General features: G+C 43.7%; 19 protein-coding genes. 4 read left to right on the plus strand and 15 right to left on the minus strand.

From position 1 onward, the window contains the following. Positions 1-116 precede the first annotated feature (116 nt). Positions 117-740, minus strand: a complete 624-nt coding sequence (locus EX191_RS03190; RefSeq protein WP_104971648.1) for a LysE family translocator — start codon at positions 738-740, stop codon at positions 117-119. A 192-nt stretch (positions 741-932) separates the two neighbouring features. Then, positions 933-2,150, minus strand: coding sequence for a cyclic di-GMP phosphodiesterase (locus EX191_RS03195; RefSeq protein WP_005394162.1), 1,218 nt, complete (start codon positions 2,148-2,150; stop codon positions 933-935). A 486-nt stretch (positions 2,151-2,636) separates the two neighbouring features. Between EX191_RS03195 and EX191_RS03200 the strand changes: the two genes are divergently transcribed. Further along, positions 2,637-4,340, plus strand: a complete 1,704-nt coding sequence (locus tag EX191_RS03200; protein WP_006741581.1) for a putative bifunctional diguanylate cyclase/phosphodiesterase — start codon at positions 2,637-2,639, stop codon at positions 4,338-4,340. Positions 4,341-4,468: 128 nt separating this feature from the next. Here EX191_RS03200 and EX191_RS03205 read toward each other — a convergent pair whose 3' ends face one another. From EX191_RS03205 to EX191_RS03225, 5 genes are all read right to left on the minus strand, one after another. Continuing rightward, a complete protein-coding gene (locus EX191_RS03205) occupies positions 4,469-4,942 on the minus strand; it encodes a response regulator (RefSeq protein WP_047008729.1) in 474 nt (157 codons plus the stop codon). Beyond that, the gene (locus EX191_RS03210; protein ID WP_053807362.1) at positions 4,929-6,266 is read right to left on the minus strand and encodes a sensor histidine kinase; all 1,338 of its coding nucleotides are present in this window, start codon (positions 6,264-6,266) and stop codon (positions 4,929-4,931) included. The genes EX191_RS03205 and EX191_RS03210 overlap by 14 nt, the downstream gene beginning before the upstream one ends. A gap of 3 nt (positions 6,267-6,269) precedes the next feature. Next, a complete protein-coding gene (locus EX191_RS03215; protein ID WP_085343876.1) occupies positions 6,270-7,688 on the minus strand; it encodes an SLC13 family permease in 1,419 nt (472 codons plus the stop codon). 240 nt (positions 7,689-7,928) lie between these two features. Beyond that, positions 7,929-8,405: a GNAT family N-acetyltransferase gene (locus tag EX191_RS03220; RefSeq protein ID WP_048626344.1), complete on the minus strand. Its 477-nt coding sequence runs from the start codon at positions 8,403-8,405 to the stop codon at positions 7,929-7,931. Between the two features lie 35 nt (positions 8,406-8,440). Further along, positions 8,441-8,803 carry a hypothetical protein gene (locus EX191_RS03225; protein WP_046875214.1) on the minus strand — a complete coding sequence of 121 codons (363 nt, stop codon included), beginning with the start codon at positions 8,801-8,803 and terminating at the stop codon, positions 8,441-8,443. Between the two features lie 479 nt (positions 8,804-9,282). Between EX191_RS03225 and EX191_RS03230 the strand changes: the two genes are divergently transcribed. Then, positions 9,283-9,840 carry a DUF3750 domain-containing protein gene (locus tag EX191_RS03230; protein ID WP_085343877.1) on the plus strand — a complete coding sequence of 186 codons (558 nt, stop codon included), beginning with the start codon at positions 9,283-9,285 and terminating at the stop codon, positions 9,838-9,840. Positions 9,841-9,891: 51 nt separating this feature from the next. Here the strand turns inward: EX191_RS03230 and EX191_RS03235 are convergent, their stop codons facing one another. The 7 genes from EX191_RS03235 to EX191_RS03265 form a co-directional block, all read right to left on the minus strand. Next, a complete protein-coding gene (locus EX191_RS03235) occupies positions 9,892-11,469 on the minus strand; it encodes a sensor domain-containing diguanylate cyclase (RefSeq protein ID WP_193447117.1) in 1,578 nt (525 codons plus the stop codon). A gap of 189 nt (positions 11,470-11,658) precedes the next feature. Next, a complete protein-coding gene (locus EX191_RS03240) occupies positions 11,659-12,135 on the minus strand; it encodes a heme-degrading domain-containing protein (protein ID WP_085343879.1) in 477 nt (158 codons plus the stop codon). Continuing rightward, positions 12,132-13,172, minus strand: a complete 1,041-nt coding sequence (locus EX191_RS03245) for an oxidoreductase (protein ID WP_085343880.1) — start codon at positions 13,170-13,172, stop codon at positions 12,132-12,134. Before EX191_RS03245 ends, EX191_RS03240 begins: the two co-directional genes overlap by 4 nt. Positions 13,173-13,183: 11 nt before the next feature. Beyond that, on the minus strand, positions 13,184-13,957 hold the full coding sequence (locus EX191_RS03250; protein WP_085343881.1) for a DeoR/GlpR family DNA-binding transcription regulator: 774 nt from the start codon (positions 13,955-13,957) through the stop codon (positions 13,184-13,186). A 187-nt stretch (positions 13,958-14,144) separates the two neighbouring features. Continuing rightward, on the minus strand, positions 14,145-15,146 hold the full coding sequence (locus tag EX191_RS03255) for an HAD family hydrolase (protein ID WP_085343882.1): 1,002 nt from the start codon (positions 15,144-15,146) through the stop codon (positions 14,145-14,147). Positions 15,147-15,305: 159 nt separating this feature from the next. Continuing rightward, on the minus strand, positions 15,306-16,388 hold the full coding sequence (locus EX191_RS03260) for a tetratricopeptide repeat protein (protein ID WP_085343883.1): 1,083 nt from the start codon (positions 16,386-16,388) through the stop codon (positions 15,306-15,308). A gap of 40 nt (positions 16,389-16,428) precedes the next feature. Further along, a complete protein-coding gene (locus tag EX191_RS03265; RefSeq protein WP_193447118.1) occupies positions 16,429-17,751 on the minus strand; it encodes an anaerobic sulfatase maturase in 1,323 nt (440 codons plus the stop codon). 177 nt (positions 17,752-17,928) lie between these two features. Here EX191_RS03265 and EX191_RS03270 point away from each other — a divergent pair, with 177 nt between their 5' ends. Next, positions 17,929-18,717, plus strand: a complete 789-nt coding sequence (locus tag EX191_RS03270) for a formylglycine-generating enzyme family protein (protein ID WP_193447120.1) — start codon at positions 17,929-17,931, stop codon at positions 18,715-18,717. A gap of 59 nt (positions 18,718-18,776) precedes the next feature. Here the strand turns inward: EX191_RS03270 and EX191_RS03275 are convergent, their stop codons facing one another. Continuing rightward, positions 18,777-21,098: a multiheme c-type cytochrome gene (locus EX191_RS03275; RefSeq protein WP_193447121.1), complete on the minus strand. Its 2,322-nt coding sequence runs from the start codon at positions 21,096-21,098 to the stop codon at positions 18,777-18,779. Between the two features lie 393 nt (positions 21,099-21,491). On the opposite strand from EX191_RS03275, the gene EX191_RS03280 reads away from it, so the two are divergent. Further along, entirely contained in the window at positions 21,492-23,057 is a 1,566-nt protein-coding gene (locus tag EX191_RS03280) for an arylsulfatase (protein WP_193447122.1), read from the plus strand. Positions 23,058-23,104 lie beyond the last annotated feature (47 nt).

The following is a 23,104-nucleotide window of genomic DNA, read 5'->3' on the forward strand; positions in this document are numbered from 1 at the left end:
ACTAATGAAAATAAACAAAACGTCTATTTCCATAATGGAAATAAGCTAACGCTAAATTAGGTTATTGCAACTTACGCTATTGAAATAATCCAACCATGCACCGAACACGCGCTTTCTCATCGGTTTGCCGTCGACAACATGACGCCTGCGCTAATAAATACTCCGCCAGTCAGGCGATTGAACAACTTGGCTCTTCCAGCGACAAACAGCCAGTCTGAAGCTTTTACACCTAATAATGCATAAAATGTTAGCCAACTTAGCTCAAACACCACAAATGTAGATGCAAAAATCGCGTATTGAGCCAGCAAAGGCGCAGAGGGATCAATGAACTGAGGAAACAAAGCGGTAAAAAAGACAATCGCTTTCGGGTTACTAGCGCCAACAATAAAACCACTGGTGAACGCGCTGATCGTATTCGAGGAGCTTTGGACGGCTGCCGTTTTGTCAAAATCCGTTTGAGAAGAGCGCAGCGCTTGAATGCCTAACCAGATTAAATAAGCGGCACCACACCATTTGATGATATTGAAGACCAGCTCAGATGAGGCAATCACAACCCCTAACCCGGTAAAAGAAAGCGTTAATATAATAGTGATCGCTGATAAACTGCCTAGCGCAGTCATGAGGGCAATACGAAACCCACTACTCACACCTTTACTTAAACACAGCAATGAGCTTGGCCCAGGCGATGCAGTGAGCACCAAAATGGCCAGGGTGTAAAAAATCCATGTATCAATTTGCATTGGCATCCCTTCCCGCAAAAAGTAGAGGGTTATACCTCAATCTTTATTGAGATATTCCTAGCTCAGTTTCCATCCATGAAACTCGATTCTTTAATAACCACCTAGTCCCTACATTATTTAGAAACCATTAATAGATAGTTATGCAATCAAAATACGCTCTGCATGCAAGGTTGTAAAGCATGTTTATTTTTCTTAATCATAAAAAGGCTTGGGATCGATTTCTAACGATGACGGAGCGACTGCTCTTTCTATTTTGTGTAGGCTATTTTTCAAATCGACCATCGCCACATCGATATAACGCTGATATTTGCGTGAGTAAAAACACTTCACTTCTGGCTTTAAAGCTTGAGAGTCATTTGAGGACCAAACAATACCAACACGCCCATCACTCAACTCAACAATAGAGCCCACTGGGTACATCCCAACGCAATTAATGAACTTGTAGACTAGGTCTGCATCTAAATGAAATGGCGTTAAACTCAACAAGATTTTAAACGCTTCTGCTGAGCTCATGCCTTTTTTGTAGCAGCGATCGGCCGTCAACGCATCGTAAATATCAACAATACAACTCATGCGGCCGTGAATCGGAATCTCATCGCCTTTCAAGCCTCTAGGGTAGCCATTGCCATCTAACTTCTCATGATGCATCAAACAGACATCGCGACTCACATCACTAAGGCCCTTTACATGGAGGATAATTTCACCAGCGAACACTTGATGTAGCTTCATGTGTTCAAACTCTTCAGGCGTTAACTTTGCTGGTTTATGCAAAATCTTGTCATCAACTTTAATTTTACCTACATCATGAATGATGCCACCAATAGCGAGCTGCTTTAATGTCTGCTTATCTAACCCCAAGTACTTACCAAATGACACTAGAAGACAAGCCACATTGACGGAGTGTTCCAACAAGTAGGAGTCTTTTTTTCGGAGTGCAGAAACACATTGCAACGCATCTGAGTCGATAAAAACGCTTTCAATGACATCATCGGCCCAAGCTTCTACCTCATCAACTTCAATGATTTTGCCTTCAAAAGTTTGATTCAATAGTTTCTGCGCCAGATCTTTTGCTTCCGCAATTAGCTTTTTGGCTCGTTTATGTTGAACATCTCTCGAGCGATAGGCGCGTTGAACCTTCGAAAAGTCAGAGGACTTGGGCTCTCGCTCCTCTTCTACGGCAACAATGGATTCATCCACAGGCTTAAAGACACACTTCTGAGAAGATAATGTTTGATCTACCCAAACATACTTCACGCCGCTCGCGGTAAGCTTCTTAATGCCCTCTGGACTAGATATCCGCCCTGCATTGGCTAAATTTACGCGCTTGTTGTGCTCTATCGCGGTAACAAACATACCAACGCCGACATCAGCGAGCGCAATTTTGATTGAATTTTTTGGATCGTACTGCATAAAAAGAAAGCTTACTCGATATTAACGGCAGTATTATAAGAGATTTGATTAATTGGCGTGATAATAAATTAGAATTGATTACTATTAATGAGCATCCTGTCAATTAATAACCCATCGCGATCACCAAGCCCTTTTTGTTAATATGGTCTTTAGCCTAGCAAATATACAGATATGACACTCAAGAGCAGAACCTCTAACCGACACGTCTTAAAATAACTTGAGGATAATTATTCATAAATATTTATAGATTGCGGACAGCATCAATAACTGTATTTTATAAATGATTTTTACTGTTGACTATTTTTTATAAATGTCGATGATTAGCCGCCTAATCTTAGTATGTTATTAACCTAGTAGCGCATAAAATGATAGCCAAACAATTTGAACTGATACTTTTGTGATTGTAATGTACGCCAACAGATCAACTCTATGTTATCAACCCCCCACACTCATCTCTGATGCTAACACGCTCGAGGAGGAAATATCTTGACCACCATATTTGACCAACAAGCCTCAGATAGTGACCGAGAGTTCCTGAAAATCGTTGAAGAACGATTCATTCATATCTTCGACGTATTTAACGAAGGCCTCTTCTACATGGATGAGTTTGGTACCATGGTATTTTACAACAAAGGCTTCTATGAACAGCTCGGTATTAACGCTGGCCGAATCAGTTTAGAGCAGTGGTTAGAACTTGTTCATCCTCTTGATCGAGAAAGGCTGTCCACAAGGGTCGATGCGCACATCACGACCAACAATACGAGGGTTACAACCACTTACCGAGTTCGTAAACCCAATGGACAATACGTCTGGATAGAAGGCGTAGCCATGACCAAAGAAACAGAACATGGCCATTACATGGTTGGCAGCCATCGCGATATTTCTGAGCGTAAGCTGATGGAAAGTTACATCCATCAAGTTGCATTTCATGACAACGCGTCAGGCATGGCTAACCGCGCCCATCTATTGCTGGATATCGAGGACAGTGTACGTACCACCGATTCTTGCGCGTCTATTTGTTATATTCAGATCGAAGACATCAAATCTTACTTGAATCAATATGGCAGTGAACTGGTCGATGGGTTAGTAGAGAAGTTGCTACAAACTCTCAGTCACTTGCCCTCTCCAAACAGCTCGGTGTATCGCGTGCATGATGATGACTTTGCGATTTTGATTCACGATGAGTGCTCAATAGAAGCGCTACAGAGTTACGCTGAAAGTTTAAAACAAACCTACCATGAAGCGGTGATTGAAGAAGGCCAATACCTAGGTAGCAACATTAGCATTGGTTTGTATCCTTGTATTGACCCTAGTCACTCCGCAGAGGAAATTTTACGTAAAGCGGCAAGAACTTGTCAGTACGCGAGCGAACAAAATAGAGACCGCGTCGCGGTCTACAGTGAGAAGACGCAGCATGCCGTTGATCGCTACTTCTTTATTGAGCAAGGTCTTAAAAGTGCGCTAGAAAAACAGACATTAAGTGTTAAGTTCCAGCCAATTATTGACGCCAAAAGCTCAAAAGTGGTGAGCTTCGAATCACTAGTGCGCTGGCGTAGCAAAGAGTTTGGCGAAATTTATCCCGACGAGTTTATCCCTGTAGCAGAGAACAAAGGATTGATCGTCGAACTGGGATATCAAGTATTTGCCAAAGCGTGTGAATTCATCAAAAACTACCGTGAACGTTACCAAAACCAAGTTCGTGTTAACGTGAACGTTTCTGTACTTCAGTTGATGAACAGCGAATTCCCTACGCGAATTAAAGCCATGGCGGATGAAGCAGGCGTTGACCCCGAGTCTATTGTTTTGGAACTGACAGAAACGTTTATTTTGGATAATAACCAGACGGCTATTGCCCCCCTAAGCACGCTCAGGGAGTTAGGTTTTGCACTCTCGCTCGATGACTTTGGCTCTGGTTACAGTTCATTAAATAGCTTCTTCGACTTGCCGATGACACAAATCAAAATTGATAAGTCGATGGCATGGAAGACACTGACCAATCGCTCTTCTCAAGAGTATTTGAAGTTTCTTATCACTATGTGTCAGGAAAATAATATTGAAGTGGTGATAGAAGGCATCGAAGACGCAAAAATGTGTGACTTCTTTTCCGAGATGGGCGTCGATTATTTGCAAGGTTATTGGTTCTCTAAACCACTCTCTGTTGCCAGTGCCAGTCGCTATTCATTGAGCTAAACCGTTCTTCGGCGAAATAATCCCAGAATTAACGCTATTCCGCACGGCCACGTTAAGCATGCTGAACTACTCACAGTAAATTTCAGACACTAACTGGCCGTGACGAAAACAACCTTAGAGAGCCTTGATTAACGTAGGCGCTCAAAAACAACACTCTGATCTAAGTGTTCGTGATATTGAGTGTAATCTAAGCCCATATCAAAGATATATTGAGTCACCAAGTTTCTAACGCACTCAATCAATTGGCTCGCTTGCCATGGCTTCTCAAAGTAGCGATCAATACCTGCGGAGTTAATTGCATTAATGGTATCCGTGTGCGTCGCCTGCCCCGTCAGAAGCACTTTACGTGTGCGAACAAAACGACTGTCTTGTGATACCTCTGTCAGTAGTTCCACTCCTGTTTTACCTGGCATGACATGATCGGAAATTATTAATGCGATCATCTCGCCTTCTGCATCAAGCTCATCCATCAGTTCTAGAACCTCACCTGCGGATTCGCAGTCTTCGATATTCAACCACTGATGTAACGGCTCTAAATCTTGTAGAACCGCGCTTAATACCTCTCGTTGGTCATCAACGCAAATTACATTAAGCTTCTCCATGTTCACCCTCTACTGGTAACTTGATTCTAAAAATTGTTTTTTCACTGTCGCTCTTTACCACAATAGAGCCGTTATATCCGGCGATAATGCGTTTCACAATCGACAGCCCTAATCCTAAACCAAACGACAACCCACCCTTTTTAGTGGTGAAGTTTGGCCGGAAAATTTTTCTGCGTGTCGCTTCATCGATTTCTGGTCCGTTGTTAGCAATCGTGACCAAAATTTTCCCCTTACTCTCTCGAGTATGTATTTCGATCCCCGGATCTTCGGTTTGACCAAGTGCATCACACGCATTCTTTAAAATATTGACCCAAACTTGGACGAGTTCGGTTTGAGAGCCGACAAAGTCCGGCAAGTCCGCTGGGCTAAAACGTACGCTCACGCGTCTTAAGTCACTTTGCAATAGGGCCAGCGCTCGATTGATTGAGTCATTAATATTAAACGCTTCATCCAGGTCGATATCCGTACGCCCCAATTGTTTCACTGAACGTACAATGCCAACAGTATGTTTAGAGGCAATACGCAAATCATGAAGGTCTCGCCCCATTTGCCAGAAACGTATCGCTTCTTCGGGTCTTTTTAACCAATGCTCCGACAGGAAATTATTTGGAACGGCACGTGCGAGATCACGTGCGAGATCCTTAGGTAAACCGTAATATTTTTCGAAGTGACGCCCCCGCTTTCTCGCTTCGCTGGAAGAGACTTTCTGTCCTTGCATCAAACCAAAATCAAAAAACTGACTCGCTTCCGGATGAACTTCTTCAAGCAATTCCATGATGACCGACTCGAGTCGCTCAGATTTACTGCTTACCACACCAATAGCATTGTTCAACTCATGAGCAATACCCGCGGCAAGTTGCCCTAACGTTGTCATTTGCTCTGCGGTATGCAGCTTTTGTAACGCTTTTTCTTTAGCCAAGGCCTCTTGCATTGCACGCCGTTGACGCCGAGATAACTCGTTCACCATCACAGGCATAAATTGTGTCGTCAATGGTCCGTATGTCGCCTCTTCCACCGCGGGCGTATCACGCTGTATCCAAGCCAGTTCAACGTCGGTTTGAGCAATCACTGTCGAAGAGGCAGTCCATGTACCAGAAAAGAAACTATGTACGCCAATAAACGCACCTTGAGACGCAGAAAATACCTGAATTGGCTTCTTGTCGTCTTCCGCATAATAGCCAGCCAACTCTCCTGAAAGCACGTAGTACAACCGATCGTTGTAGCCAGCTTGCTCGATCAGTACCGATCCGGATAGGACCGTTAATCGGCGTTCAAGATGGTTAAAATAGCGTTGTACTAACGCATCTAGTTTCGTTTCGTACATGGGTTACCCAATATGCCCAACGGTATGTAAAATCCAAACCATAACAAAACTAAGTAATACACCAATCACGCCCAGCACTGCACCGATACGAGCCATTTGGCTGCTTTCGACATGCCCAGTAGCATGAGCTAACGCGTTTGGTGGCGTACTGATTGGTAACGACATACCGAGTGAAGCAGCAAATGTCACGACTAAGATCAGCGTCACTTCTCCACCCAATGGCGTTAACGAAGTCATCGAGGTACCTAGCGCAGCCATAATCGGCATAAGTAAGTTTGCAGTGGCCGTATGCGACATAAAGTTTGCCATTAACAAGCACAAGAACGCCGCACCAAGCAAGACCACATATGGCGAGAACTGATCAAACGGAATACTGTGTACCACCAGCTTCGCAAGCCCTGTTTTATCCAGAGCAAGACCCAGAGCGATACCACCTGACACCAACCAAAGCACGTCCCAAGAAATTTTCTTCAAATCTTCCTTGTTGATAATGCCCGTCAATGAGAATACCGCGACCGGAATTAATGCCACTGTGTAAGAGTTCATTCCATGTGCTGAACCCATCAACCAGAGAATAATCGTACCTGCGAAGGTGACATAGACAATCATCGCTTTTGGTGTTTTCAAAAACTTGCTCTTAATATTCAGATCGATGGTGGTTTGCTCGGCTTTATATAAAAAGCCAATCAGAAACCACGCTAGCGCCATCATCACAATGACGAATGGCACGCCAAATACCATCCATTCACCAAACGTAATTAAGTTGTCACCAACCAAATATTTCAGCGCGATAGCATTCGGGGGCGTGCCGATTGGTGTACCAATACCACCAATGTTGGCAGCAACAGGAATACACAAGGCAAATGCAATTCGACCGGGATCTTTAGGTCCAAATACCGCAATCACAGGGGTTAGAATCGACAACATCATCGCTGTTGTTGCGGTGTTTGACATAAACATGGAAAAGACAGCGGTGATCAACATCAAACCCAACATAACGAACTTTGGGTTTTGCCCAAATGGTTTTAGCAACACGCGCGCTAAGTTGACATCCAGTCTGTACTTTGTCGCCGCCATAGCTAAGAAGAACCCGCCGAGGAACAGCATAATAATCGGGCTAGCGAAAGTCGCCATTATCTCGTTATATTGCAACAGCTCACCAAAATGTGGCTGCCCTTCTTGCAAGCGAAAAAGTACGATGCTTTTATTCGAAACAAGCAATAATTCGAGCACAATGATAACGACCGAAGTCGCGTAGATTGGAATAGGTTCAAACACCCAGCAGAGTGCAGCAAGCAAGAAGATTGCGATCACTCTCTGCTGGACGATAGTAATGCCATCAAATGGGAATGCAGAGAGGGGCATTAACCAAATAAGCAATGGTATCAATGTTGGAATAATGTATTTGAGATAAGGGCGCATAGTACTACTTCTCTTCCTGAGATGGTTAGCCAGACACGTTTGGCGTTTGGAACGCCATTACCCACCGCAATACCGAGGCTTTTAGGCTCTGACTAAGCCTTCAGAGACGAAAAATGCAGTAATGGCTTGTTCCAGAGAAGATTATGCACACTGTTTTCAAACAAAACTTTGGTGCGAGATCAATGAACTTGTTTTCACATTGGAAAACATTTTATATCTGTGTTCAAGCTCACTAAATGCTCACGATTTCAGTGAAATATACTTTTCCATCATAAAGTTAGTTAAGGTTTCTCCCCTAACTTCAGCACGTTGCTGAACCTTAACTGTGAACCCCATTTTCTCGTAGAAAGGTCGTGCAGTGATACTCACCTCAGAGTACAGTCGCTCTATCCCCTGTACTTTCGCCTGTGAAAATAGAAAAGACATCAAATCACGACCAATACCTTGGCCTTGATATTCATGGTGACAAAAGAAATGGTCAATCAAGCCGTCACTTTGCAAATCACAATAGCCAACGACCTGCCCTTCTATTTCCGCGATATAGGGTTGAATAGCATCCATTGTGCGTTGCCATGAATTGAGATCAAAATCTGATGGGGCCCAAGCTGAAACTTGTGATTCGGTATAATCGCGACGATTAATGACTCGTACAGTGTGGTAAAAAAGTGTCCACAATATTGGAGCATCCTCTGTGCGATAGCGGCGTATTGAGAGCATCGGTTCAACCATTCCTATTCGATAAATACCAAGTATTAACGCAAAGTAATACTGGTGAATTCATCATTTTCAATACCAACCACTAAAGGCTTTTCAAGCTGATCGCTGTTCATCAATACGGTGGTATTCAGCTCTCGACTTGATCTGCGTATTTTGCTTTTTCTGATGATATGTATATTAACAATGTAATCGGAATATTCCTTCGTGACTCCTCCAGAAAACTCCACATGTTCACTTTCATTATCTTGGACCACATGAAATTTTCGATTTGCTTGAATATCAGCGCTGAGTGAAGAGTCACCATAGTTAAGTACAACGGACGTTGGTTCACTATCTTGATTGGCAAAACAGCCAAATGCGAAGGTGCATAATGCAAGTATACTTTTTGATTTAAACATTGGTTATTCAATTTCTAGTTATTTTTCTGCCATTTGCATTACCAAACAGCACTCTCAATAATCGCCCATTGTGCCACAGGTGTACGCAAGTCTCTAAATACAGTAAAAGGATGTACGATGAAATTCCGCTAAAAATGGGGGAATCACAATGCAGTTGAGGATAAACCAGCCTATTTAATCGCCCCCAATAACACCCAAGCAATTGTTTTTATTTAATTTTAAATTACTAAATAGTGTAAGCAATATACGTACAAGCTCTTACTTTTTCATACGCAACTAAGCAAGTTAATAGAGAAAGACAATATTTTCTATGCCACATGTTACAAATCTGCTTACCTCATTATTACGTATGATCCGATATTGTGGCGCTAGCCTTCCCTTCTTTTTAACGAAGGGAAGATTTAACAATAAGGCTTGCACCTATTTTATAGCTAAAATCAATAAAGCATTTCCAACATCGGTTGGTCTAGGAGCGATCAATGAAAAACTCTCTCAGTTTTACTCATCTATTAAAAGTTGGCTTGATATCAATCGCAGCTTTCATGGGTGGATGCACTCAAGGAGATTGGCGTACCGCAAGCAGAGAACCTGCCGGTATCGCGCCAGACCCTTCCAATGTGAAACATGCCGTAATTGAGTTTTATGCCGCAGATGCATTTGGTTGGCGAGGCTGGTTTGCGGTGCACACTTGGTTTGCGATAAAGCCTGAAAATGCGAACGAATATACCGTGTATGAAGTGGTCGGGTGGCGCGTGAATCGTGGACAACCCGCTCTGTATCAATACCAAACGGGCACACCAGATCGCTACTGGTATGGTGCGAAGCCAGAAAAAATACTCTCAATACAAGGTGAAAAAGCCGATAAACTTATCCCAAAAATACAAAGCGTTATCAACCAATACCCTTGGGCTGAAGAATACACGTTGTTTCCAGGACCAAATAGCAATACATTCCCGGCTTGGGTGGGCAAGCAAATTCCGGAGTTAGAACTCGACTTGCCATTTAGAGCAATTGGTAGCGGCTACGCCAACGAGTAAAACAAAAGCTTGGTAACTGGCGCGTTTTACGTTCAGCGCATAGCACTATACCTATTGTGCGTCTTCACCTAACTCGGTTCTGTTTCTTCCATTGCGCTTTGCTTTATACAGAGCGTTGTCAGCGTCTTTCATTACCGCTTCAATTGGCATATCGTTGCCTTTCCAGTGAGAAACTCCAAGTGATACCGTTACCTTACCAACGACCAGGAAATCGTGTTTTTCTACGTTATGCCTAATCCGCTCTGCGACATCAACCGCGTGATGAACATCCGTCGCTTCAAGGAACATCATGAACTCTTCCCCACCGGAACGGCAAAGATGATCATTCGCTCGGGCTTGCTCTTTCATCAACTGAGCGAATTCTTTGAGTAGATTGTCACCCACATCATGACCATAGTTATCATTGACGCTCTTAAAATGATCAATATCCAAAGCTAAAATAGAAAAAGCGGTGTTTTCTTGCTTAAACAAGCCTAGAACTTTGTCTAAGCCGCGTCGATTTAACAACCCAGTCATCGCGTCTGTTAGCGTATCCAGTTGCAGCTTATCAATGGTTTTTGAAACGATACCAAACGCTTTGAGGAAACTGAGCTTCAAATGTGAGGCCTCAAAATACCAAGACTTAACCAGCTTCAAATCATCGATGGATGAAGAGTGTTCTTCCACTCCTCGAACAGCGCCAGCCAGTTGCCATAATGGTCTTGAAATAAGTAGAGAGAAGAACCAGATTAACAGCAGAGTTAATAAACCAATTGGAATCGATTTGAAAAATACACTCCACATCTGCTCATCTAGCACCATTAACGTCATTGATTTCGGGCGCTGAGCGACAATTCCCCACCCTGATGATTCAACTGGTGTATACCCTGCAAGCATTTCAACACCGCGAGAGTTCACAATTTCTTTGTTACCACGCTGACCCATTGTCACGGCGTTAATTGCCATATTATCGTTGATCACTTCGCCAACCCGCGATTTATCTGGGTGGTAGATCAGCGTATTGCTTTCGTCCACAACGTAAAGGAAAGAGCCATCTTTGTAAGCATGCTGGCTAAGTAATTCCGCAAGAATATTGTCCTTCTCTAAATAGATAGTACCGCCGATATAGCCTAAATATTCATTGGAGTGAGAAAATATAGGGTATGAGATCGTTAACAGATAATTACCTGCGGGTGAGATGAATGGCTCAGTGACAACGGGCGCTTGAGCATTTAAAGATTGACGTTTTCTTTCACCAACGAGCTTTACACCTTTCACCTGAAGTGTCTCTGGTGATACAGAAATAATGACGCCTTTCGCATTAACGACAACCACAGAGTTGAATGATTTGGTTTGCTTTCTCAGCCTCTCCGCCTCTTCGTCAAGAAACTGAGCATCGTGCATCTTATCTTGTAGCAAGTTCGCACTGTATTTTAGCTGCGACATTGAGCTTTCTATGAAAGAGTCCGTCATTTCTGACATTTTTTGCGCATAAACGCGGTTGGACTCTAACGTGTTATTGATGATGAGATCTCGTTGCACTCGATAGATCGAATAAAACGCATTGATCAAAGTGACAAGCACACTGAAAACACACAGGATTACAATAAGGTTTCTAAGATTAAGTTTTTCTTTTCTTCTAAAGGACATTTGCCAACTGCCAGCTTCGATGGCTTTTTGTATGAATGAGCGTATAGGTTATATGAAATTGATTTAATTTTCAGGTAGGAAGTTGGGAGCAGTGTTAAATATTTTCTCACATAATAGAACACAAAATGAGCTAATAAGAGAATTCAGTGACACAAAATAAATGCCGTGCCACTGTAATATCGCACAACTTTAAGCAAGCTCTGTGCTGGTCATTACCATTGTCTTTAATACATCGACAACAAGCTGATGATCATCTAACTGCGGTAAACCCGATACCGTGACAACACCAATTAAACCAGAACCCAAGATTCGAATTGGGAACGCGCCGCCATGAGCACAATACTCACGCGCATCGAGATGTGGCTGATTTTCAAAATCACGCTGCTTTTGCTTATTGTACAGCGAGAGGTAGTAAGAGCTGTGACCATATCTCAATACTGAGTTTCGCTTTCTACGAACCCAATCCAAATGGTCAGCGCACGTTCCTGTCATCGCGTATTGAAATAACGTTTGTCCAAAACCGTAGACCTCAATAGCCACAGCCGCGTCACAGGCTTCCGCCGCTTCTTTTAAAGCTAAACCAATAGACCACGCAACTTGGTGGTTAAACTCTTTCAATTGAAGCTCATGCTCTTGTTGAGCGACGAGCTCAAGCGTTAAGCTCATGATTTCACCTGAATCGTTTTTCCCGTTTTGCTGCTTTCCAATGCCATCTCAATCAGAGCGATATTCTGTACTGCTTGAACGGCAGGAACCGGGTTATCAGTACCCAAACGAATGGCATCTGCTACACCAACAAAATAAGCTTGATACGCACCTCTCTCCGTTTTGATGGTTTGCGCACCGTCTTCGTCGTAGCGGACACCGTATAACGCCTCGTCCTCTTCCGACCAAGCATCGTTCTCCGGTAATCGGCCTTCTTTTAAGTAACCTTCTTGAGGATCTAATCCGAACTTTTCATATTTAGCCTCAGTACCCAATACTTTATAACGCAGGTTTGGTTCTGGGCTGTATAAGTTTGAATGTAAATGCACAATATGGTCTGGGTAATGAAGCACTAAGTTGTAGTAATCAATCGTCGTCGCGCCCGGACGCATCATTCGACACTGTGCGTCTATCGCATCTGGCAAACCAAATAACACCAAGGCCTGATCGAGAAGATGGGGAGCAAGATCGAATAAAATACCACCGCCATCTTGAGCCTGCTCTCGCCAGCGTTGACGAACTTCAGGACGGTAGCGATCAAAGTGCGACTCAAACAACCTCACACCACCTAACTTACCTTGTTCGATAAGCGATTTAACGGTGAGAAAGTCGCCGTCCCAACGCCTATTATGAAAAACGCTCAGAACCAATCCTTTTTCTTCTGCTAAGGCGATCAACTCATTCCCATCTTCTATGCGCGTTACAAACGGTTTTTCAACAATGACATGTTTCCCATTGTTCAACGCGCGCTTTGCGAGCTCGTAGTGCACGTCATTTGGCGCAGTGATGATCACAAGCTCAGCGTCACTGTCATCGAGTAAAGTATTGGCATCAGCAAACCACTGAGCATCTGGCCAATCATTTTGGACCGCTTCCTGTTGACGAGAACTTATTGCGCTCAACGTCAAGTTTGGCAGTGCTTTAATGAAGGGTAAGTGGAAAGTTTTTGCTGAATATCCGTAACCAATCACGGCGGTCTTTACGGGATCGTAAGCCATACTAAGATTCCTTATTTCGGTGAAACAACAATACATTCAATATCATTGTGGTCGAGAAGTTGTTGAAAATCTGATTGAGGAGCATGATCGGTAATAACGATGTCGATCTTTGACAAATCACATACATGGTGAAAATTGTCGCTTCCAATTTTGCGGGATTCACAAACGACAATGACTTGTTGAGCTTGCTCTATCATAGTTTGTTTCATGGTTGCTTCTAGCTCATTATTTGTCGTCAACCCTCGGGATGACAACGCGCACACACCAATAAACGCCTTATTCACATGATATTGCTTCATTTGCTGTTCTGCTTGTGCACCCAAGATCGCTCTGGCGTAGGGGTCAAAGTGTCCACCTAAGAAATGGACGTCCATTGATTCACTTTTTTCAGCAGCGAGCAGTACGTCAATACTGTTGGTGACCACGTTGAGCTTATCTTCTTCACAGCGTGCTTTTTCTACGTAAAGTGGGAGCAGAGATAAGATAGTACTGGTATCAATAACAAGGTGGTCACGCTCATCCAAAAGCTTAGCGGCCGCTTTAGCGAGGCGATGCTTAGTGTCACTAATTGGTCGATTAGAGTACGCCTCTGTAGAGGAAGATATCGGGGCAAGCATAACGCCACCTCGGATTCTTTGTAATCCCGGTAGTTGGCTCAACTTGACTAAGTCTCGACGCGCTGAATCTCGCGAAATGCCAAAATACTCGCAAACTTCCGATAACGTTATTTTGTTTTGTAGCTCTAGCTTGGCTCTGAGTTCTATCAATCGCTCTTCTTGCGTCATTACTTAAATTCACTTAAGTGGTTTTAAGCAATGATGCCACACAGCAATCAAATAACCAATACGGACGCACGCAATATTTGCTTATGCTGATACCAAACAGAATTGTTAAGTTGAGGAGATGAAGAGCGTTTTGCTCATCACCCCCTATCACAAAATGTTTGGTGTAGTGTTTACGTTGGCTGGGTCGCTATTTTTTCATCGCTTCTTTAAAAACTTGATTCCAATCTTGTTTCATATCGACAAACAGCCAACCTTGCTCTTCACCCACTTTAAATGATTTGTCTAATTTCCCCACGTGAGAGTCTTTATCATACGCCCATTCACGCTTGTCATCCGTGTGATGGATAACCGCTGAAAATCGTGGGCCAGACCCCGCTTTAGTCCACTCTAGCATTTGTAAGTCACCGTCAGAATTACCAAATGCCATCACCGGGCGCTTACCAATGAAGTTCTGGATCGTGACAGGCTTCACCGCTTTATCATTCACAAAATCAATTTCTGGCAAGCGTTGAATAGTTGGCTGTCCATCAACGACCTGATACTCCGCTTTTAATGTCGTCCCAACGATATTTTGCGTTGGGATCCCGTATACTTCTGGTGCCCAAACACGCATGAAATCAATACCACCTCCAGAAATTATATAGGTCTGGTAGTCATTTGCTCTCAAATAGTCGAGTAACTCAAGCATCGGTTGATAAACCATTTCAGTGTATGGCTTTCCTGTCGAAGGATGAACGGCCGTTTTCATCCACTCCTTCACTTCTTGATGGAACTGATCAGTCGACATTCCGGAGTGAGTCGCCATAACAAGCTGCATCACACCTTCAAGGCCTTGCTTGCCAACCCCCTCCAAGTCACCTTTTATTGCCGAAGCAAAAGGTTCTGTTGTTTTCCAATCAGGATGATCAGAGGACATCTCTTTCACTTTATCGATCGCAAAAAACAGCTGTAGATAAACGGGTTTTTCTGCCCACAGCGTCCCGTCATTATCAAACGTAGCGATCCTTTGGCTTTCAGGAATATAAGCGTCCGAGCCTTGAGTCGTCGTTTTAGTAACAAACGCCACAATAGCTTGCTTCGCACCGGTGTTGTTCCATGACGGCAGAGGATCTTGCACATCAGCAGCAATGCTATAGCTAGACAGAGCAAAACTTGTCGCAAGGACAATCACCTTTAACTTTATAGCCATTTTAATTCCTTATATTGAGGTACGGGATGCAAATCCAAATGAAAGTATAGTTCACGATTAACAAGCGCAATTCAGAGCAACATATGCAACGACACCAGAAAGTGACCTTGTAACTAGAAACGCGCTTTAATTAAAGAAGCTTACTGATAAAGTGTTTAGTTAGCTGGCGTCAACCTGCTCTGAAGTACTTTGACGTCCCTTTTTCTGATTAAGCTCATCAATCACGTAATCCGGAGCCACTTTCTTAAGTTCCGCTAAACACTGTTCAGACTTGGGGTTATCGTACCGAATGTAGATATCACACACTGCATAAAGCTGCTCCGGCGCGCCAGAGATCAAATAAGCTTTTTCAAAAGCGTGCACAGATTTTTTAAGATTTAACTCTTCTTGCAGAACACCATTCAAGTACCAAAAATAACTGTTGTTCTTCGCCATATTAGCGGCCTTTTCAATTTCGCTAGCGGCATCATGCTTCTCACTAAGTCTTACTAGCGCCAACGACTTCGAGTAATGCAAAGCAGCGTTATCAGGAAAAAGTGTGATTGCTTCATCAAGTACTTTGATAGCTTGTCGATCTTTTTGTTGCGCTCGAAAATTGTCCGCATAGCTTAACCAGACTTGCGGGTTACTTGGCATCAGCTTGGTTAGCTCTGGATAAATCAATGCCGCTTTGTCCCACTCTCGATGCCAACGATATACATCGGCAAGGAGTAATCTAGAAACGTTGTCAGTTTTCTGCGACAAGTAGGATGTTAAATCAGTCACCGCGCCTTCGAGTGACTGTTGCTGCTCCGAACTTAAACTAGCGTAATCTCGAACCAAGTTTATCGCTGCGGTAATTCGAACCATTGCATCGTCATCACTTAGCAACGGGGAAACCAGACGCCAGCGATGCTCTATCATATAGGGTTGAGCTCCTACAATTGCCGCTTCACGAATTCCAGCATCTGCATCTTTCAAACCACGAGCAACGGCAACCAAAGCGTTTTGGCTGGGGTAGTTGGCCAGTTCACGTAAAGCATCAATACGCTTTTCTGAAGACAACTTTTTGTTTTGTGCATCATAAGACAACTTTTCGACTTGCTGTGCTGGCGTCATAGGTTCTTCTTGAGATGCTATCTCAACGGGTGAAACTTTATCTGAATTGAGCAGAGGTTTATCTTGAGCCCAAACGCCTTGGCTTAACGCTACACTCATCGTGAACGTTAAAAGTGACTTCGTAAAATGCGTTATCTTTTGCATTGATTAGACCTTACTTTTATAAAACTGGACCAGTTGAATCTTAGAACTTAGTGTCAAAAACAGGTTGATTAGACGCTTTCAGGTGCAAAGCCTTATCACTGTATTTGCCGTGTACCACAGGGTTGCCCATCGCCCGTAAAATGTACGCCATTGATTTGTCAACATGCGCAAAAAACTTCTTCCAACCTGCACATAGATAGTTAAGGCCAGGCTCACCTTTTCTGGTGCGAATAAAGCGGTTTTTAGGGCATTCTCCAAAACATGCAAACTGATAATCGCAATTAACACACTGCTGAGGCAGTGTACGACTTTTAGCAAACCCGAATTTCTGCTGGTCAGGGCTATAAGCGAGAGTATCGAGTTTTTCGTGGTGAATATTTCCGATCTTGTATTCCGGGTAAACATAGTGGTCACACGCAAAGACATCACCGTTTGGTTCCATTGCTAAACCTTTGCCACAGATTTCACCTAGCGTGCATAGTGGGTTTTTTCTTCCCATCCATGTTTCCAAACTCGCTTCAAAATACTGTACAAAAACGTTACCAATATCATGCACGACCCACTCATTGAATATCGCGATAAGGAAGTTACCCCATGCTTCATCCGCCACACAAAATGGCTCGACAACCGAATCCTTGTGGCCGGGAATCAGACGTTTATCACCTTGCATTAGTTGCTCATTGGGCTTCCAAGTTTGTGGCGCTGTTATTCTGAAAGTTTTCTGCCCAACAATCGGAATAAACTGCATTTGAGGGGAACGTACTTCATCTCGTAAGAAGCGATACACTTCCAATGGGTTACGGCTGGTCAAGTTGTTCACACACGTGAGCGTTGCAAACTTCACTTCATGCTTATGTAATAGCTCAACGGCGTTCATCACTTGTTTAAATGTGCCTCTTCCCGCTCGATTTGTTCGGTAAGCGTTGTGCATCATCTCAGGGCCATCGATGCTTAAACCGACAAGAAAGTGGTTCGCTTTTAGAAACTCGCACCACTCATCATTAAGAAGCGTGCCATTAGTCTGAAGATCATTAGAGATCGTAATACCATGAGGGCGGTATTTATCTTGTAATTCAACAATTCTTTTGAAGTAATCCAACCCCAGCATGGTTGGCTCTCCACCTTGCCAAGAGAAGATAATTTCAGGTGTGTTCTGCCCTTCTATGTATTGGCGGATATAGCTCTCTAAGGTTTCGTCATCCATTATTGGCGAGCACCCTTGCTTATATTCCAACAAATCTTGTTTGCTTAAGTAATAACAATAAGTGCAATCGATGTTGCAAGCAGCACCAATGGGCTTTGCCATCACATGTAAACGCTTAGATGCTTTTCCGTTGAACTGCGGCCCTTGAGTTATGTGCATTCATCACCTTCTTAGTTGCTAACCTGTCCCCAATGATGTCAAACCTAATCATCGAGTTAATCGCCTAGGGTGATGATAATGTTCAATTATTCTCGGCGCTTGTTATAGTGTGTATAACCGTTTGTTATGGTTTTGCTTGCTAGACTTTTTGATCAAAGTCGTTGACGGAGTTGCCGAATGAAGCATCCCAAAAGTAAGATTATTTCCCTTGTCTCAGCCATGTCGGTCACGCTGATAATTAATGGGTGTGCAACAACCCCACCAAACTCTCTCGCTCAGAAAATCGATCAAGATATGGTTCTTGTCGAAGGTGGGCAGTTTACGATGGGCGCAGATAATCCATCAGCCAAAAAGTCAGAGGGCCCAGCTCGCACTGTTAACGTTGATGGATTCTATTTGTCAAAATTCGAGGTAACTCAATCGCTCTTTGAAGCTGTCACTGGCTCCTCTCTAAGCTACTTTCGAGATCCAAATACACCCGTCAATAATATTAGTTGGCAACAAGCCAATTATTTCATTAAGAAATTGAATGAAAAAACGGGAGAGCATTACCGTCTACCAACAGAAGCTGAATGGGAGTTTGCCGCTAAAGGCGGAATTTTAAGCAAAGGCTTCACTTTTTCTGGATCAAACAATATTGACGATGTGGCTTGGTATGCGAATAACTCGCACAATAAGGCTCATAAGGTAGGTCAAAAGCAACCAAACGAGCTCGGGTTGTACGACATGACAGGTAACGTAGGCGAGTTTGTGATTGATGCTTTTGACGAAGGTTATTACAAAACAGCGCCCAGTGATAATCCGGTAAACGCAAAAGAGGAAAAAGAAAGCCTTGCACACAAGTCTGTACGTGGCGGCAGCTTTGCTTATGACGCAGACGAATCTGAAAACTATCGCCGCGATTTTGCCAGCCAATCCGTCATTATGTCTGACATGGGCCTTAGACTAGTGAAAGACGCTGATTGAACTAAGTAAGAAAAAGTGGCGCGATAAAGGCTCCACTTTTTACTATTGGTGTTTAATCTCTACAGATTCGCAATAGATGCTTTCAGCTGATCAATAGTCTGCTTAGGAGCATAATTACTCAGCTCTTTTAGACACCTATCGAAAGCAAAAGCGACAGCGCCTTTTTTATGATTTCTCGCTAGAACTTCGCATTTAGCATATAAATGTTGAGGGTTCCCACCAACTTTAAACGCAGTCTGCAATGCCTTACTGGCTTCCAGAACGTCACTTTTTTCTAAAGCTAGACCATAAACATACCAGTAGTGAGCGTTAGTCTTTCCTAGTTCTGCGGCATGTTTAAGTAGAGCTTTGGCCTCATCTTCCTTGCCTTGGCGTAACAAAGAAAGACCGGCACTGTAAGGTAATGAGCTGGATTTAGGCTGAGCTTTCATCCCTTGTTGTAACACCCAGAGCGCAGCTTTTTCTTTCCCAAGGCGTCGATACAGGTCCGATAAATTCACGTAACTATTTTCGAAATAAGGCTCGATGCTTATCGCTTCTTGGTATAACGCAATTGCCTTATCGATTTCGCCTAAGCTGCGGTATACATTTGCCAAATTGGTTCTACCAAAACCACGATCGGCGTTAAACTTTTGAATGTCCATGTACTCTTCAAGCGATGGTTGAATCCTATCTTTTTGTAACGGCGTCATTTGCGCATAGCTGGTCACTAATACCGAAGCCGCCTCCGCCCTCACTGAAAGTACGGGATCATCCAGCAGTGGTTCTAAAATTCGCCATCGATCATGAAACTCATAACCAGACGAGCCCGCGACTGCGCCGAGCCGAATCATTTCATTCTCATTTTTAACGGCCCTTGCGAGCGAAACAGTCGTATTTTGGTCAGTATTGCCGCCCATTCGCTCTAATGCAGAAGCTCGTATGATGTCTTTTAATGATGAATCCTGAGCAGAGTAAGCCAGAGCATTCGCCGCCCCTTTGTGCCCAATTGCATCGGCATAAAACGCGACAGCAAAGTGTTGTTGATTGCGGTATTGAGAGTGAGGAAACCATTCGGCTATCTGCGCATCCGCCCACTGGTTACTCTTATCCTCATGACAAGACGTACATACATTGGGCGTATCGATGTGTTTGCTCAAATCAGGTCTAGGTACGTGCCAACTGTGGTCTCTACGAGGATCGACTTGCATATAAGTCGTTTCTGGCATGTGACAAGTCGTACATTGTGACGCTTTGGATCCCGCTTCATGGAAGGTGTGGTTTTCTGGGGTATATTCTGACGCAATATGACATTGTGAACATACCGCCTCTTCTGGGATGTTTAGTTTTGCCGAATGAGGATCGTGGCAATTGGTGCATGTTACGCCTTTTTCAGCCATTTCAGACTGAAGAAATGAACCGTAAACATAGTCTTCATCGTAAATTTGGCCATCGTGGTAGTAGAGTTCTGGAGTGATCAGGCTTAACCGATATTTATCGAAAAATGAGCCTTGAATGTGATCACCTGTCTCATTTAACTGCGTTCGACGGCTGTGACATTGTGCGCACGTCTGAACTTGATTTGTTTCTGCGATTGCTTTTGGTTGTAACGTTCTGTGGCCCTTCTCAAATACCCACTCGGTTACCGCTTTAGATAAATTTCGGTCAAAACCATAGTGACTATCTGTATCGAAAGAGCCTCCTGTAGATGCGGACTTTTTCGCCAACTCGATGTGTCCACTTGCAGGGCCATGACACGCTTCACAACCAACATTGATCTCGGACCAAGACGTGTTGTAGGTATTTTTGATTGCGTCATAGTTCTTCTTTACATTGGTCGAATGACAGTCTGCACACATGAAATTCCAATTTTGCCCAGTGTTAGTCCAGTAAAACTCATCTGTCGTTGCTGTCTCTGGATAGAGGTGAAACCAGCGCTGACCACCTTCCGATTTCGTCCTTGAATCCCACGCAAAAGGAATGAGCTGTACACGACCGTCTTCAAACTCCACCATATATTGCTGTAACGGTTCCCAGCCAAATGTGTAGCTAATTTTATAATCATGCCATTGACCATCAGGGCCTTGAATATTGACCCAATATTCCTCGCCTTGTCTAAAAAAACGGTTGGGTTGCCCATCATGCGTCACTGTGCGGTTATCAAAATCACCTTGAACAGATTCTGAGTTTGCATGTTTCATTGCCATATCGTGATGAGAGCCCTTCCAAGCCTCCACCTCTTGTTGGTGACATTCCGCGCACGTTTGCGTGCCGACATATTCCAACCCAAGCTTCGTAGTATTTTGGGGACTCTCTATCACTGATGCCTGGGAAAAAAACGAACCACTCACCATGACGATACCCAAAAATAGACACCGAAACCGACCTGCCCACTGACTCATAACTATCCTTAGTATTTAGATGGTGCAACTTGAATCAATATAGTCGCTAACCCCTTGGTTATACAAATAATTAGAAGTGAAAGGCCTTCAAAATGAGTGCTCCATTCTTCGTCCCCCGATTAGGGAGTATCTCGGTGTTTTTGCTGAAACTTTATTCGTCTCACCAGCAACCTGCTCTGGTATTCATTAGTGACCCATCTCTATTTTTAAAACCTCCCCAAACCATCAGAATGACAAGTATTTTTCTTTAGAAACAAATAGTTAAATACCCTCAATAACTTATGGTTATAAAGAGTATAAGAGGATTTTTCTATACACATCATTAACTTATGCAGCACCTAAGCACAAGGTTTACTTGTGCTTCTCGTTACTCTCAACCATCTGGAGTTTTTTATGGCAAACCAATTGAGAAAAATCGCAGTAGGCGTCGGACTGTTAGCAACGTCCAGCGCAGCGATGGCGGCAGACAAACCCAACATACTCGCAATTTTCGGTGACGATGTCGGTTACTGGAACATCAGCGCATATAACCAAGGTATGATGCGTTACAAAACCCCTAACATCGATCGTATCGCGAACGAAGGTGCTTTGTTTACAGACCATTACGGCCAACAGTCTTGTACTGCGGGTCGAGCAGCATTCATTACTGGCGAAGAACCATTTCGCACTGGCTTGCTGACGATTGGTATGCCGGGTTCCGACCATGGGATTCCAGATTGGGCACCAACTATTGCTGACTTACTAAAAGACCAAGGTTATATGACAGCTCAGTTCGGTAAAAACCACTTGGGCGATCAAGATAAGCACCTACCTACCAATCATGGTTTTGATGAATTCTTTGGTAACTTGTACCACCTTAATGCAGAAGAAGAGCCCGAAACCTACTATTACCCTAAAGACCCAGAGTTCCGTAAAAACTATGGTCCTCGTGGTGTAATTAAATCTTATGCCGACGGTAAGATTGAAGATACTGGCCCAATGACGCGTAAACGCATGGAACACGCGGACGAAGAGTTCCTCGAAAGCACTTTATCGTTTATGGAGAAAGCGGTTAAAGCAGATAAGCCTTTCTTCATCTGGCATAACTCTACGCGCATGCACGTGTGGACCCGATTACAAGAAAAGTACCGAGGTAAATCCGGTGTTAGCATTTACGCTGATGGCATGTTAGAGCATGACGATCAAGTCGGCGTATTGCTCGACAAACTCGATGAGTTAGGCGTTGCTGACAACACCATCGTTATTTATACAACAGATAACGGCGCAGAGACCATGACTTGGCCTGATGGGGGCGCAACCCCATTCCACGGTGAGAAAGGCACGACTTGGGAAGGCGGTATGCGTGTGCCTCAACTTGTGCGTTGGCCAGGTGTCATTAAGCCAGGAACGAAAATCAACGAAATGATGGCTCATCAAGACTGGTTGCCAACATTGTTGGCGGCAGCTGGCGTTCCTGACGTGAAAGAAAAGCTTGCTGAAGGTTACAAAGCAAATGGTAAAGACTGGCGTGTCCATATAGACGGCTACAACTTCATGCCATACTTCGAGGGAAAAGAAGAGAAAGGACCACGTGAGTCTCTGCTCTACTTCACCTCAAATGGTGAACTAAACGCAGTACGCTGGAATGACTGGAAACTTCACTTTGCAACTCTGGAAGGAAACCTAAGCGACGCCGTGCGATCTGTACCAAACTGGCCTAAGATCATTCACTTACGTGCTGACCCATTTGAAAAAGGTCCTAGCGAGTCACAAATGTACCTACGTTGGATGGCAGACAACATTTGGTTGTTTGTACCAATTCAAGACGTTGTTGGCGACTTCTTTAAAACGTTACCTGAATACCCAATGCAACGCGGTACAACTATGAACCCTGCTTCTTTAAATTACGACTCTTTGCAGATGCAAGAAAAGATGCAGCAGTTAGAAATGCTTAAACAGGAAGTGAATAAAGTTAAGTAATCTAATTAATCACTCTAGATTGCGTTACTGAGCCAGCAGAGTTCTGC

Source organism: Vibrio chemaguriensis, from assembly GCF_012275705.1.
Lineage (GTDB): Bacteria > Pseudomonadota > Gammaproteobacteria > Enterobacterales > Vibrionaceae > Vibrio > Vibrio diabolicus.